The 14288-nt window shown below is 70.9% G+C and carries 12 protein-coding genes and 1 tRNA gene; 5 read left to right on the top strand and 8 right to left on the bottom strand.

All coding sequences use genetic code 11. From position 1 onward, the window contains the following. Nucleotides 1–3: 3 nt before the first annotated feature. The 7 genes from EDD93_RS14245 to galU form a co-directional block, all read right to left on the bottom strand. Nucleotides 4–77 (bottom strand) — tRNA-Ala (locus EDD93_RS14245). Between the two features lie 96 nt (nt 78–173). Beyond that, nucleotides 174–1316: a gephyrin-like molybdotransferase receptor GlpR gene (gene glpR, locus EDD93_RS14240; protein ID WP_123525502.1), complete on the bottom strand. Its 1143-nt coding sequence runs from the start codon at nt 1314–1316 to the stop codon at nt 174–176. Between the two features lie 163 nt (nt 1317–1479). After that, a complete protein-coding gene (locus EDD93_RS14235; RefSeq protein ID WP_123525501.1) occupies nt 1480–2094 on the bottom strand; it encodes a GNAT family N-acetyltransferase in 615 nt (204 codons plus the stop codon). A gap of 17 nt (nt 2095–2111) precedes the next feature. After that, entirely contained in the window at nt 2112–2627 is a 516-nt protein-coding gene (locus tag EDD93_RS14230) for a molybdenum cofactor biosynthesis protein B (RefSeq protein WP_123525500.1), read from the bottom strand. Beyond that, the gene (gene moaC, locus EDD93_RS14225) at nt 2624–3124 is read right to left on the bottom strand and encodes a cyclic pyranopterin monophosphate synthase MoaC (protein WP_123525499.1); all 501 of its coding nucleotides are present in this window, start codon (nt 3122–3124) and stop codon (nt 2624–2626) included. The genes EDD93_RS14230 and moaC overlap by 4 nt, the downstream gene beginning before the upstream one ends. A 122-nt stretch (nt 3125–3246) precedes the next feature. Beyond that, the gene (gene glp / locus EDD93_RS14220) at nt 3247–4557 is read right to left on the bottom strand and encodes a gephyrin-like molybdotransferase Glp (protein ID WP_123525498.1); all 1311 of its coding nucleotides are present in this window, start codon (nt 4555–4557) and stop codon (nt 3247–3249) included. 4 nt (nt 4558–4561) lie between these two features. Further along, nucleotides 4562–5464, bottom strand: a complete 903-nt coding sequence (gene galU, locus EDD93_RS14215; protein WP_123525497.1) for a UTP--glucose-1-phosphate uridylyltransferase GalU — start codon at nt 5462–5464, stop codon at nt 4562–4564. A gap of 107 nt (nt 5465–5571) precedes the next feature. On the opposite strand from galU, the gene EDD93_RS14210 reads away from it, so the two are divergent. Beyond that, nucleotides 5572–6159, top strand: coding sequence for a 5-formyltetrahydrofolate cyclo-ligase (locus EDD93_RS14210; protein ID WP_123525496.1), 588 nt, complete (start codon nt 5572–5574; stop codon nt 6157–6159). A 72-nt stretch (nt 6160–6231) separates the two neighbouring features. On the opposite strand, the gene EDD93_RS14205 is transcribed toward EDD93_RS14210, so the two are convergent. Next, nucleotides 6232–8982: a penicillin acylase family protein gene (locus tag EDD93_RS14205; protein WP_123525495.1), complete on the bottom strand. Its 2751-nt coding sequence runs from the start codon at nt 8980–8982 to the stop codon at nt 6232–6234. A 276-nt stretch (nt 8983–9258) separates the two neighbouring features. Here EDD93_RS14205 and EDD93_RS14200 point away from each other — a divergent pair, with 276 nt between their 5' ends. From EDD93_RS14200 to EDD93_RS14180, 4 genes are all read left to right on the top strand, one after another. After that, nucleotides 9259–10920: a potassium/proton antiporter gene (locus EDD93_RS14200; RefSeq protein WP_260255734.1), complete on the top strand. Its 1662-nt coding sequence runs from the start codon at nt 9259–9261 to the stop codon at nt 10918–10920. A gap of 468 nt (nt 10921–11388) precedes the next feature. After that, on the top strand, nt 11389–12675 hold the full coding sequence (locus EDD93_RS14195) for an MFS transporter (protein ID WP_123525493.1): 1287 nt from the start codon (nt 11389–11391) through the stop codon (nt 12673–12675). 66 nt (nt 12676–12741) lie between these two features. After that, nucleotides 12742–13113: an FmdB family zinc ribbon protein gene (locus EDD93_RS14190; protein WP_123525492.1), complete on the top strand. Its 372-nt coding sequence runs from the start codon at nt 12742–12744 to the stop codon at nt 13111–13113. 254 nt (nt 13114–13367) lie between these two features. Continuing rightward, nucleotides 13368–14201 (top strand): S-methyl-5'-thioadenosine phosphorylase, encoded by an 834-nt coding sequence (locus EDD93_RS14180; protein WP_123525491.1) that lies wholly within the window; start codon nt 13368–13370, stop codon nt 14199–14201. Nucleotides 14202–14288 lie beyond the last annotated feature (87 nt).

Raw genomic sequence — 14288 nt, 5'->3', positions numbered from 1 at the left:
CGGTGGACCTGTGGGGATTTGAACCCCAGACCCCCTCGATGCGAACGAGGTGCGCTACCAGACTGCGCCACAGGCCCTTGCAACGAGTGAAACTTTAGCACCCTCAACGGGGTGCTCGGAAATCGGTTAGGTGCTGGTCAGCCGAGTCGGCGTCCCCGGGTGGGGCGGAGGCCTCACTCGTTGGCCGCGCGGGGGCGGTCGTCCTCGTCGTACTGGTCGAAGAGGGGGGTCCGGCCCCGGTCGCGGGAGCGGCGGGACTGGTTGGTGCGCTGGCGCGGGGCGGGGTCCACGGGGGGTGCCGGGGGCTGCGTGGGTTCGGCGGTGCTGGAGCGGGCCGCGCTCCAGGTCTCCGGGTTGCCGACCTCGACGCCGCCCGAGGCGCGCGGGGCGACCGGGGCCGTGACGTAGGTCGGCAGCGGGACCGGGACCGGCTCCCAGCTGTCGCCCTGGACCCGGCCGCGTTCGCGCTGCTGGTCCACCCACTCCGCGTGGTCCGTCTGCTCGACCAGGGCGCGGCGGCCGGCCTCCTGCGGGGAGACCGTGGGGGTGGGCTCGGGGGCGGGGTGACGCGCTTCGGGGTCCTCGTCGGACTCCGCGGGGGCCGTCGCGGCGGGCTGGTGCCTGCGCGTGCGGCTCTCGCGCAGGTGCTGCGCCGCCACCTCGGCCCGTCGCCGGTCCATGGTGAAGGCGAACCTGCGCCGCTCCTGGGCGCGCAGATGCACGATGTACGTGCTCAGCAGCACCGCGGGAGCGGCGGGGGCCCAGAGGAAGCCTAGGCCGCCGACCGCCGCGACGACCGCGCCGAGCGTGAAGGCGAGGAAGAGGACGACGGTGGTGCGGCGACGGCGTGCGAGGACCTGCGTGCGCTGCGCGCGCCGGGCTCGTTCGGCGTCGATCCCGCCGGGGCGCGGTCGAGCGCGCCGTGCGGGTACGGGTGCCGGGTCGGTGGGGGATGCCGGGCGTTCCCGGGCCGGGCGCTGCTTCGGTGCACGCTCCGGGGCACGAGCCGGGTCGTGGACCCGGGCCTCGGTGTGCGCCGGAGGCGCGGAGAAGTTCCGGACGTCGACGGAATCCATTCGATCCGTGCTCACGTCCGGCTCGGCGCCGGGCGCCGCCTCATCGTCGGTGCGCTCCTGCAGCCCCTTGGCATACCGGCGCTCCATCGCCGCCCGTCCGGACAGCAGCCGGATGGCGGTGCTGAAGCGTTCCGTCGGACGGGCTTCGTTGAGCTCGTCCTGCCTGCGGAGCCACATCGGCACCAAGTAGGCGGCCCAGGCCCCGACGATGACTGCGTAGATGAGGCCGCTGCTGCTCACATCTCACACCGTAGAGGGGTTTGCCTGGAGGCATCCGCCAATTGGCGCGGTGTGTCGCACGATCCTGCTGATATCACGGACTTTTTTTGTGATTGTTCGGATCAACAGTCGGCGCTTGCTCGTCCGTTAGCAGTCAAACAGCGATCAATTTCGAACACATATTTCATTTAGTGCGATGTTCAGGCTTCTCCGGCCTGGCCCGCTGCCACCTCCGGAGCAGCCCGTCGGGCACCTCCTCGGCCGTGAGCGCGTAGATCAGGTGGTCGCGCCAGGCGCCGTCGATGTGCAGATAGCGGGGCCGGATCCCTTCCTCACGGAATCCGAGTTTCGCCACCACCCGACGGCTGGGGGCGTTCTCCGGGCGAATGCACACCTCGATCCGGTGCAGTCCGACCGTGCGGAAACAGTGGTCGACGGCGAGTGCGACCGCGGTCGGCATCACCCCTCGGCCGGCCACGTCCTGGTCGACCCAGTAGCCGACATGGCCCGAACACATCGAACCCCAGGTGATTCCGGCGACGGTCAGCTGGCCGACCAGCCGGCCCCGGTACTCGATGGCGAACGGCAGCATCCGGCCGGCGTGGGCCTCGGAGCGCAGATGGCGGATCATCTGCCGGTACGTGGGGCGCTGGGCCACCGGACCGCCGGGGGCGGGCGGCGGCACGGTCGCCTCCCAGGGGCGCAGCCAGTCCCGGTTGCGCCGGTTGACCTCGCGCCACGTGGTCTGGTCGCGCAGCTTTATCGGCCGGAGGGTGACGTCGCCGTCCACCAGGGTCACCGGCCAGGTCGGGACGTTCAGCTCGGGCTCCCGGGTCGGGGGTGATCGCCGCCGCGGAGCTGGTCGACGGCGTGCACCAGGAGCCGGGTCAGGACCGCGAGCCCGTCGCGCACCCCGCCGGTGGAGCCGGGCAGATTGACGACGAGCGTGCGGCCGGCCACGCCCGCGACACCGCGCGAGAGCGCGGCCGTGGGGACCTTGTCGCGGCCCTCGGCACGGATCGCCTCGGGGATGCCGGGGACCTCGTGGTCCAGGACCCGGCGGGTCGCCTCGGGGGTGCGGTCGGTGGGCGAGATGCCCGTGCCGCCGGTGGTCACGATGACGTCGTACGCGGCAGCCACCCCGTCCCGCAGCGCCTGCTCGACCGGATCGCCGTCGGGGACGACCTGCGGGCCGTCCACGGTGAAGCCGAGCCCGGTCAGCGCCTCGGCGATCAGCGGGCCGCCCTTGTCGGCGTAGACCCCGACGGCGGCCCGGTTGGACGCGGTCACCACGAGGGCGCGGTAGCCGGCGGAGGGCCCGGGGGCGCTCACGCGTCCGCTCCGGCGGGTGCGGTGCGGACGTACTCGCCGGACTTGCCGCCCGACTTCGCCTCGACCCGGATGTCGGTGATGACCGCGGCCTTGTCGACCGCCTTGATCATGTCGACCACGGTGAGCGCGGCGACCGACACCGCGGTCAGGGCCTCCATCTCCACGCCCGTGCGGTCCGTGGTCTTCACGGTCGCGAGGATCTCCACCGCGTCGTCGGCCACGCTCAGGTCGACCTTGACACCGGAGACGGCGAGCGGGTGACAGAGGGGGATCAGGTCGGGGGTGCGCTTGGCCCCCATGATCCCGGCGATGCGCGCGGTGGCGAGGGCGTCGCCCTTGGGGACCCCTTCGCCCCGGAGCAGTTCGATGACGCGGGGCGAGACGAGGACCCGGCCGCTGGCACGGGCGACGCGCGCGGTGACGTCCTTCTCGGAGACGTCGACCATGCGGGCGGCGCCCGCCTCGTCGATATGCGTCAGCCTGTTCTGCGTACTCAACTAACTCCGCCTAGCGGTAGGGCGCCGGATGCCCCTGAGCCGCACCGGGGTGCGGGCCCGGGGTCCGGGGGGTGTCCCCCGGAAGGCACAGCGGCAGATACCGTACCGCCACCCGGCGCCGCTCAGCGGATCAGGATCACCTCGACGTCCGCGTCGGGCTCCGCGGAGGTGACGTCCTCGGGCAGCACGATCAGCGCGTCCGCCTGGGCGAGAGCCGCGATCAGATGCGATCCGGAACCGCCCACGGGCGTGACGGTGCCCGCCTCGGCGTCGTACGTCCCGCGCAGGAACTGCCGCCTGCCGTCGGGCGAGGACAGCGCCTTGTCGCAGACCAGGGTGGCCCTGGCGGTGGGGCGGTGCACGTCCGGCAGGCCCATCAGGGTCCGGATCGCGGGCCGTACGAACAGCTCGAACGAGACGTAGCTGGAGACCGGGTTGCCCGGCAGGGCCAGCAGCGGGGTGTGCTCCGGGCCGATGGAGCCGAAGCCCTGCGGCTTGCCCGGCTGCATGGCCAGCTTGCGGAAGTCGATGCCGCTGCCCGGCTCGTCCTCATCGCCCACCGAGGACAGCGCTTCCTTGACCACGTCGTACGCGCCGACGCTGACGCCGCCGGTGGTGACGACGATGTCGGCGCGGATCAGCTGGTCCTCGATCGTGGCGCGCAGCGTCTCCGCGTCGTCGGTGACGGCGCCGACCCGGTAGGCGATCGCTCCGGCGTCGCGCGCGGCGGCGGTCAGCGCGAAGCTGTTCGAGTCGTAGATCTGGCCGCCGGTCAGCTCCTCGCCGGGCTGGACCAGTTCGCTGCCGGTCGAGATGACGACGACGCGCGGCCGGGGCCGCACCTTCACCGTCGAGCGGCCGATCGCCGCGAGCAGGCCGATCTGCGGCGGTCCGACCACCGAGCCGGCGCGCAGGGCCAGATCGCCCGGCCGGACATCGCTGCCCCGGTCCCTGACGTGGGCACGGGCCTCGGCCGGGCGGTGGACGCGGACCTCACCGCGCGCGCCCTCCGGGGCGTCGCTGTGGGAGCGCATCGAGGCGGCGGGGCCCTCGCCCGTACCGCCGTCGGTCCACTCGACCGGGACCACGGCCTCCGCACCGGCCGGCAGCGGGGCGCCGGTCATGATGCGGGCGGCCTCGCCCGGCCCCACCCGCTGGTCGCCGAGGAGCCCGGCGTCGCCCGCCGCGACGTCACCGATGACCGTGAGGACAGCGGGGAACTCCTCGGTGGCGCCCTCCACATCGGAGACGCGGACCGCGTAGCCGTCCATCGAGCTGTTGTCGAAGGGCGGCAGGGCGATCTCCACCACGACGTCCTCGACCAGGACGCAGCCCTGTGCGTCGGGCAGTTGCAGCTCGATGGGTTCGAGCGGCTTCACAGCGGCGAGGATGTCTTCCAGGTGCTCGTCCACCGACCAGATCGTGCTGCTCAAGGTCTTACATCTCCTCGGTGACGTAACTGCGGAGCCAGGTCCGGAACTCCGGGCCCAGGTCTTCACGTTCGCACGCGAGTCTGACAATGGCACGGAGGTAGTCGCTCCGGTCGCCGGTGTCATAGCGGCGGCCCTTGAAGACGACCCCGTGCACCGGGCCGCCGGTCTTCTCGTCCTCGGCCAGCAGTTGCAGGGCGTCGGTCAGCTGGATCTCGTCACCGCGGCCGGGCTCGGTCCGGCGCAGTATCCCGAAGACCGCGGGGTCCAGGACGTAGCGGCCGATGATGGCGAGGTTGCTGGGCGCGTCGGCCGGTTCCGGCTTCTCGACCAGGCCGGTGATCCGCATCACATCGCCCTCGGCGGTGGGCTCGACGGCCGCGCAGCCGTACTGGTGGATCAGCTCGGTGGGGACCTCCATGAGCGCGATGACACTGCCGCCCTCGCGCTCCTGGATCTCCACCATGCGGGCCAGCAGCGGGTCGCGCGGGTCGATCAGGTCGTCGCCCAGAAGCACGGCGAACGGCTCGTCGCCCACATGGGGCTCCGCGCACAGGACGGCGTGGCCCAGGCCGCGCGGGTCACCCTGGCGCACGTAGTGCATGGTCGCGAGGTCGCTCGACTCCTGGACCCTGCGCAGCCGTTCGGCGTCGCCCTTACGGGTGAGCGCCGACTCCAGCTCGTAATTCCGGTCGAAGTGGTCCTCCAGAGGACGCTTGTTGCGACCGGTGATCATCAGTACGTCGGAGAGACCGGCGGCCACCGCCTCTTCGACGACGTACTGGATGGCAGGCTTGTCGACGACAGGCAGCATCTCTTTGGGAGTGGCTTTGGTGGCCGGCAGGAAGCGGGTACCGAGGCCCGCCGCCGGAATGACAGCCTTGCTGATCCTGGGGTTCGACTGAGTCATGCGCAGAACCTTAACCGGCGCACATGGGCGGAAGATGATCCTCCGGTTAACTTTGTACTCATATATGCCAGTACGAGAGATCTGTGGGTGCCCCGTTGAACACCGACATGTCCGCAAAGGCACTGCTGCGGCGTGAACTGCTCGCAGCACGACGCCTCCTGACCGATGAGGACGTCGAACGGGCCGCCGCGGTTCTCGCCCGTCACGCGCTCGCGCTCCCCGAGCTCTCCCGGGCCCGTACCGTCGCCGCGTACGTCTCGGTGGGGCGCGAACCGGGCACCCGTGCCCTGCTGGACGCCCTGCGCGCCCGGGGCGTCCGGGTGCTGCTGCCGGTGCTCCTGCCGGACAACGACCTGGACTGGGCGCCGTACGAGGGTCCCGGGAGCCTCGGGAAGGCCGGCCGAGGGCTGCTGGAGCCGGCCGGCGAGCGGCTCGGCCCCGACGCCGTCCTGGACGCCGGGGCGGTGCTGCTGCCGGGCCTGGCTGTGGACGGGCGCGGGATGCGGCTGGGCCGGGGCGGCGGCAGCTACGACCGGGTGCTGGCCCGGCTCTCGGCGGCCGGGGCGCACCCCGCCCTGGTCGTCCTGCTGTACGACGACGAGGTGACCGCGCGGGTCCCGGCGGAACCGCACGACCACCCCGTGGACGCGGTCGTGACACCGACGGGATCGCGGCGCTTCGGCGGCGCCGGCTGACAACACCGCGGGCCCGCCCCCGAAGACTCCAGGAACGGGCCCGCACTCACGGCTTCAGGATCAGCGCACCCCTCACGGCTTCAGGGTCAGCGTGTCCGTCGTCGACCCGGTGACCGCGTTCGTCCCGTAGGACCAGTCGAGCAGCTCGCCGTTGACCCACTTGTCCGTCTGGTCGGTGTAGTGCGCGCTGAACGCGTGCCCGGAGGCGCCGGTGAGGTTGATCCAGCGGGACTTGTCCCAGTCCCCCACGTTGACGACCATCCGCATCGACGGGACCCACACGACCTCGTAGCCGCCTGCGGCGTTCCAGCCGGTGGCGTCCACCGCGGCCTCGCCGCCGCCCAGGTTCCACGGGCCGCGGTTGAGCACCCGCTGGAGCAGTCCGGGCCCCTCCGTACCGAGGGTCTGGTTCTTCAGGGTCAGCTGGTGCAGCCGGCCCCAGTTCCAGGTGGTGATGTCCTTGCCGAGCTTGGCCGTCAGCTCCCAGCGGGCGTCCTCCATGGCGCGGGCGAACAGCTCCTCACGGTTGCCGGTCGCCTTGTCCTTGCGGTTCGCCGGCGCCTTCCACCAGTCGCTGTCCGGCTTGTCCATGAGGTTCTCGACGACCTGGTACCAGCGGTCGCCGCCGTCCGGCTGCGCCGAGTCGGGGGCGCGCTGGCCGCATTCGCGTACCAGCCTGTCCTGCTCGTCGACCGGGCCCGAGCTCTTGGCCGGCGGCACGTTCAGGCATTCGCCCTTGACGCGCATCTCCTTGGGCAGCTTGTCGCCGAAGGCCAGCTTGAGGATGTTGCGCCAGACCGCGTTGAAGTACGCGGCGGCCGCCGAGTCGGACTCCTGGGTGTAGTCCCAGCCCTCCAGCAGCTTCTGCGCCTCCCGGACGTCCTTGTCCGAGATGTTGATCTTCATCAGTTCGGGCACCAGCAGCGCGGCGATCTCGCTGGTGTTGTCCATCTGCATCTTCTGCATGTCATCGGTCGAGATCTTCCCGCCACCCTTGATCTTCGACTGGATGAGGTCGTTGATCCGCTGGCTGCGGGTGCCGTAGCCCCAGTCCTTGGTGAGCATGTACGGGTACTTGGCCTCGTCGACGACCGCCTGGTTGGCGGTGACGATGTACCCGCGCTTCGGGTCGTACTCGTACGGCAGCTGGTCGAACGGAATCGGGTCCTTCTTCCAGCCGTACTCCGAGGACCAGCCGGGGCTGGGCATCGTGCCGTCACCGGACTTGCGCTGCGGGATCTTCCCCGGCGCCTGGTAGCCGATGTGGCCCTTGGTGTCGGCGTAGATCAGGTTCTGCGAGGGGACCTCGAAGTGCTCAGCCGCCGCCCGGAAGGTCGTGAAGTCCTTGGCGCGGTTGAGCTCGAAGACGGCGTCCATGGAGTGGCCGGGCTCCAGCGCGGTCCACTTCAGCGCCACCCCGTAGCCGTCCGCACGGTCGGGGGCGGCGTTGGTCACGGGCGCCTTCTGGCCGACCTTCTCCAGCTCGCTGCTGCGGTCGGAGACCAGCGGGCCGTTGTTCGTCTCACGGACGGTGATGTGCCGGTCCTTGCCGCCGGCGACCTTGATGGTCTCCTCGCGGGTGGTGAAGGGCTTCACCTTGCCGTCGTACTGGTAGCCGTCGGCGGAGACCTTCTCGAGGAAGAGGTCGGTGACGTCCGCGCCCAGGTTGGTGAAGCCCCAGGCGACGTCCTGGTTGTGGCCGATGATCACGCCCGGCATGCCGGAGAACGTGTAGCCGGCGGTGTCGTACTTGCAGGTGGCCGAGACGCTGCGGCAGTGCAGCCCCATCTGGTACCAGAGCGAGGGCAGCTGCGGCGCGAGGTGCGGGTCGTTGGCGAGCAGCGGCTTGTTGGTCGTCGTGTACTTGCCCGAGACCACCCAGGAGTTCGACCCGATGCCGGTGCCGTTCGGACCGAGCAGCGAGGGGATCTTGTCGAGGGTGTCGGAGAGCGCGCCGAGCTGGGTGTTGAGCCCCTCGGTGGCGCCCTGCACGGTCGACGAGCCGAGGCTGTCGGACGGCGTCGCCTGCGGGTCGTACTTCCCGGTGGCCGGGGAGATCCCGCCCTCGGAGACGATCGGCTTGTGCTTGTCGTACGGGTACGGCGGGTACAGGTCCTCGATCTGCTTCGCGTCGAGCCTGCTGGTCATCAGCGAACGGTCGATCTCGTCCTGCATGTTGCCGCGCAGGTCCCAGGCCATGGCCTTGAGCCAGGCGACCGAGTCGACCGGGGTCCACTTCGTCGGCTTGTAGTCGTTGGTGAGGCCCAGAGCCGCGTACTCGACGGAGATGTCCTTGCCGTCGCGGCCCTTGAGGTAGGCGTTCACGCCGTCCGCGTACGACTGGAGGTTCTTCTTGGTCTCCGCGGACAGGACGTGGTCGTACTCCTCCTGGGCGACCTTGCGCCAGCCCAGGGTGCGCAGGAAGGAGTCCGTCTCGACCTGGCCGGAGCCGAACATCTCGGAGAGCCGGCCGGCCGTCATGTGACGGCGGACGTCCATCTCCCAGAAGCGGTCCTGCGCCTGGACGAATCCCTGGGCGCGGAACAGGTCGGCGTCGGAGTCTGCGTAGATCTGCGGAATGCCGTAGCTGTCGCGCTTGACCTCGACGTTGCTGTCGAGGCCGGCGAGCTGGGCGGTCCCGTTGGTCTGCGGGTACGAGGCCCGCACGGTCGATACGGACCAGTACGTGCCGAATCCGATACCCGCGACAAGCGCCAGCACCAGGACGATCACGATTTTGCGGGCGCGTCGCCCCTTCTTCTTGCGCGACCCGCCACCGGCGGTACCGGTGGAGCCGGAAGAGGCGGTTGTGTTGGCGGGCATCGCTGTCCTTCGAGGGGCAGGGTGGTCCTGGGAGTGCAGGAGCAACCATAGGCGCAGCGCTGAGGCCCCTCTGACGCGGTATCGGGATGGTTCGAATTGCGTAGCGATCGCACGAGTACTCGAACGCATCAAGAAAACGTTAAAGATTAGGTAAGGTAACGAAGTACCGGCCGCCGGAACACGATCCGGCAGGCGCTCGCAGGGAAGGACCGGCCACTGACTGTCCACGCGCTCAACGAGCTCCTGCTCGTCTGCTCACTTGTCCTGCTCGTCGCGGTGGCGGCGGTCCGGATCTCGTCGCGCAGCGGGCTCCCGAGCCTGCTCCTGTACCTCGGCATCGGCGTCGTCATGGGGCAGGACGGGCTCTTCGACGTCAAGTTCGACAACGCGGAACTGACGCAGGTCATCGGGTACGCGGCCCTGGTCGTGATCCTCGCCGAGGGCGGCCTCGGCACGAAGTGGAAAGAGGTCAGACCCGCGCTGCCGGCGGCTGCGATGCTTTCCACCGTCGGCGTCGCGGTGAGCGTGGGCGTGACCGCCGCCGGGGCGCACTACCTGGTCGGCCTGGAGTGGCGGCAGGCGCTGATCATCGGCGCGGTCGTCTCCTCGACGGACGCCGCCGCGGTCTTCTCCGTCCTGCGCAAGGTGCCGTTGCCCGCCCGGATCACCGGTGTCCTGGAGGCCGAGTCCGGCTTCAACGACGCCCCCGTGGTGATCCTGGTGGTGGCCTTCTCGACCGTCGGCCCGGTGGACCACTGGTACGTGCTGGTCGGCGAGATAGCACTGGAGCTGGCGATCGGCGCGGCCGTCGGCATCGCGGTCGGCTGGCTCGGCTCGTTCGGGCTGCGGCACGTGGCGCTGCCCGCCTCCGGCCTCTACCCCATCGCCGTGATGGCGATCGCGGTGTCCGCGTACGCGGCGGGCGCCATGGTGCACGGCAGTGGCTTCCTCGCCGTCTACCTCGCGGCGATGATCCTCGGCAACGCCAAGCTCCCGCACTGGCCCGCCACCCGAGGATTCGCCGACGGGCTCGGCTGGCTGGCCCAGATCGGCATGTTCGTGCTGCTCGGCCTGCTGGTCACCCCGCACGAACTGGTCGACGACTTCTGGCCCGCCGTCGTCGTGGGCCTGGTGCTCACCGTGGTGGCCCGGCCGCTGGAGGTCTTCCTGGCGCTGGCCCCGTTCCGGCTGCCTTGGCAGGAGAAGGCCCTGATGTCCTGGGCGGGGCTGCGCGGTGCCGTACCCATCGTCCTGGCGACCATTCCGATGGTGTCCGGCATCGATGGTTCCACCCGGGTCTTCAACATCGTCTTCGTCCTCGTCATCGTCTACACCCTCATCCAGGGCCCGACGCTGCCGTGGCTCGCGAAGGCCCTCAAGATCGGCCAGGCCCCGTCCGAGGCGGCCGACCTGGGCATCGAGTCGGCGCCCCTGGAGCGACTGCGCGGACATCTGCTGTCGGTGGCCATCCCGGCCAAGTCGAAGATGCACGGCGTCGAGGTCGGTGAACTGCGACTGCCATCGGGCGCCGCCGTGACCCTCGTCGTACGCGACGACAAGAGCTTCGTCCCCACCCCGCCGACGGTGCTGCGCCGGGGCGACGAACTGCTGGTGGTCACCACCGATCCGGTGCGCGACGCAACGGAGGCCCGGCTGCGCGCGGTCGGCGAGGGCGGCAAGCTGGCGAGCTGGCTGGGCACCGACGGGAACCCCGGCACGGAGCCCTTCACCGGGCCGCACGTCTCCAACGCGCTCAAGGCGGTGAAGAAGCTCGGCCGGACACCGGACGAGACGAAGCCGCACGAGGCGCCGCCCCGGGAGATGAAGACCCGCGGCGCGAAGGTGCGCGAGGCGAGGGCCCGCGAGGCAGGGGACCGTGAGGCGAAGGAACGTGACGCACGAGACGCGAAGGAACGCGAAGCGAAGGCCCACCAGTGAGGGGGCGCCCGCGTTCGCAGGTTACGGAGGGTGACTAGCGCACAATCGCAGGTACGCAGCGAAACCTGCCTGTACGATGAAGGAAATCTGCCGATGCCCCGTAGGCGTACGGCCGTGACGCGCACCACCGCGGCCGGCCCGGTCGCCGGACCCGGCGCCGCCTCCCGGCGGCCGGCCGCAGGCATCCGGCAGTGAACGACCCACCCGCATTTCAGACCAACCGACAATCAACGATCGACCCATCAACGATCGACACCCAACGATCTTGATCGACCAACTCTGCCTGACGCAGAGCTGGCGCGACCGTATGGCGGTCGTGGCGTCCTCCGCCTCTGCTGTGAGCGCCCGGCATCTACCGCAGTCCCGCGCGAAGAGGACAGCTCTCGGCAGCCCCTGACCGGGCCCGCACCCCAGGTGCCGGCCCGTACCGCAGGAGCATGGCCACCAGGCGGCAGAAAGGCATGGACCGTGGTGTCCACGGTCTCCGACCGCCCCGGATACGGGCAGTTGCTACGCACTCCGGGTGCGTGGACCTTCCTCCTGCCGGGCTTCGCCGCACGGCAGCCGTTCGCCATGCTGACCATCGGCATCGTCCTGCTGGTCCAGCACACCACCGGCTCCTACGGCAGCGCCGGCGCCGTCGCCGCCGTGAGCGGCGTCTCCATGGCACTGTTCGCGCCGCAGACCGGCAAGCTCGCCGACCGCTTCGGACAGCGGGCGGTCCTGCTGCCCGGCGTCCTGGTGCACGCGGCGTCCGTGGGCGCGCTGACGGCGCTCGCGCTGGCGGACGCGCCGATCTGGGCGCTGTTCCTGGCCGCTGTGCCGACGGGCGCCTCCATCCCGCAGATCGGCCCGATGGTGCGTGCCCGCTGGGCTGCCGTGCTCGGGGCCGCGCCGGGCCGCGAGGCCTCGCCCCTGATGTCCACCGCCGCCGCCTTCGAGTCGGTGACGGACGAGTTCACCTTCGTCATCGGCCCGGTCATCGCCACCGCGCTGTGCACCGGGGTGCACCCGGCGGCGGGGCTCATCGCGGAAGCCGCGCTGACGCTGGTCGGCGGACTGTTCTTCGCCGCGCAGCGCGCCACCCAGCCGTCCGTGCGCGACACCGGACCCGCCGGCGGCTCCCCGCGGCACGCCTCCGCCCTGTCGGTGCCGGGCGTGCGCGTGCTCGCGGTGGCCTTCCTCGGGATCGGCGCGGTCTTCGGCGGCATGCAGGTCTCGCTGACCGCCTTCGCCGAGGAGATCGGCAGCCCCGGTTCGAACGGGGTGCTCTACGGAATCTTCGCGGCCGGCAACATGCTGGCCGGGATCGCCTGCGGTGCCATCGCCTGGAAGAGCGGGCCGAGGCGCCGGCTGATCGCCGGGTACGCGGGGCTGACCCTGACCGCGTCGGGCCTGTGGGCGGTGCACTCCGTGCCCCTGCTGGCCGCGCTCGGGCTGCTGGTGGGCCTCTGCATCGCCCCGGCCCTGATCAGCGGCTACACGCTGGTCGAGGCGCTGGTTCCCGCCTCCGCCAGGACCGAGGCGTTCACCTGGCTGACGGGTGCGGTCGCGCTCGGGCAGGCGGCGGCCGTGACGGTCGCCGGTCAGCTCGCGGACGCCCACGGCGCGAGCACCGGATTCCTGGTGCCGCTGGTGGGTACGGTGCTGGCTCTGGTGACCCTGCTGGCACTGCGGTCCAGGCTCCTGCCGAGCACCTCGGGGCGGACCGTGGCACGTGGGATCGGTCACCGCGGGCCGGTCACGGTGGACTGATCCAGCGGAATACGTCACTATGGAGCGTCGTTAGCACTCATTGAGTCAGAGTGCCAGGAGGAACAAGTGCCGACCTATCAGTACCAGTGCACCGAGTGTGGCGAGGGCCTCGAAGCGGTGCAGAAGTTCACCGATGACGCCCTGACGGTGTGCCCGAACTGCGAAGGACGCCTCAAGAAGGTGTTCTCGGCGGTCGGCATTGTCTTCAAGGGCTCCGGCTTCTACCGGAACGACAGCCGCGGCTCCTCGTCGAGCAGCACGCCGGCCCCGGCCGCCGCGAAGGCCGCCGGTTCCGGATCGTCCTCGACGGGGTCGGACACCAAGTCCTCGGCCTCTTCGTCCTCGTCGACGTCCTCCTCTTCGGGATCTTCGTCCTCGAGTTCGTCAAGTTCTTCGGGCTCGTCGTCGAGCTCCTCGAGCGGTACGTCGGCTGCCTGAGCCGCCGCCCCACCTGCTTCGCCCGTGACCCCGCTGATCCAACTCGGCGGGGTCACCCGCGTTTGCGGTCCCGCCAGGGCCTGTCGTCACACTGCCGTCGTCGCCCGGAGGGCGGCCGCGCTGTGCGTGCTCGCGGCGTGCCGGCCTCAGGCCCCTGTACTGGACGTACCGGGGTCCGGGGCCGGTGCGGCGGGAGTGCGTGCATGGCGCCGCGCGGCAGACGGCCGTTTGACGACAGGCCCTAGGGTGAACGCATGGCAAACGCAGAGATCGGCGTGATCGGCGGCTCGGGGCTGTACTCCTTCCTGGAGGACGTCACCGAGGTCCGCGTGGACACCCCTTACGGACAGCCGAGCGACTCCGTGTTCCTCGGTGAGATCGGGGGCCGCCGGGTCGCCTTCCTCCCCCGGCACGGCCGCAGCCATCACGTGCCGCCGCACCGCATCAACTACCGCGCCAATCTGTGGGCGCTGCGCTCGGTCGGGGTTCGCCAGGTGCTCGGCCCGTGCGCGGTCGGCGGGCTCCGGCCGGACTACGGACCGGGAACGCTGATCGTGCCCGACCAGCTGGTGGACCGTACGAAGACCCGTACCCAGACCTTCTACGACGGGGAGACCCGAGCGGACGGCGTGGTGCCGAACGTGGTGCACCTGGGCTTCGCCGACCCGTACTGCCCCAAGGGCCGCAAGGCCGCGCTGGCGGCGGCCCGGGGCCGCGACTGGGAGGCCGTGGACGGCGGGACGCTGGTGGTCGTCGAGGGACCGCGCTTCTCGACCCGGGCAGAATCGCGCTGGCACGCGGCGATGGGCTGGTCGGTGGTCGGCATGACCGGGCACCCGGAAGCCGTCCTCGCCCGCGAACTGGGGCTCTGCTACACGACGATGACGCTGGTGACGGACCTAGACGCGGGCGCCGAGACCGGCGAGGGCGTCTCCCACGCCGAAGTGCTCAAGGTGTTCGCGGCCAACGTCGACCGGCTGCGCTCGGTCCTCTTCGACGCGGTGGGCGAGCTGCCCGCGGAGGCGGACCGCGACTGCCCGTGCGCGCACGCGCTGGACGGAATCGACACGGGGATCGAGCTGCCGTAGGGCGTGCGGGCGCGGCTTGTGCGCGCCGCCTCGTGGGGGGCCGGTGCGCTGGCCTCGTGGGCGGGGCCGGTGCGCTGGCCTCGTGGG

It is taken from the genome of Streptomyces sp. 840.1 (assembly GCF_003751445.1).
GTDB lineage: Bacteria > Actinomycetota > Actinomycetes > Streptomycetales > Streptomycetaceae > Streptomyces.
This window is presented reverse-complemented; position numbering and strand designations above follow the sequence as displayed.

Bases quoted from the DNA above. Each gene is read 5' to 3' on its own strand.
- galU (WP_123525497.1), bottom strand. From the start codon at position 5,464: ATGACTCAGTCGAACCCCAGGATCAGCAAGGCTGTCATTCCGGCGGCG.
- EDD93_RS14180 (WP_123525491.1), top strand. From the start codon at position 13,368: ATGGCAAACGCAGAGATCGGCGTGATCGGCGGCTCGGGGCTGTACTCC.
- EDD93_RS14205 (WP_123525495.1), bottom strand. From the start codon at position 8,982: ATGCCCGCCAACACAACCGCCTCTTCCGGCTCCACCGGTACCGCCGGT.
- EDD93_RS14210 (WP_123525496.1), top strand. From the start codon at position 5,572: ATGTCCGCAAAGGCACTGCTGCGGCGTGAACTGCTCGCAGCACGACGC.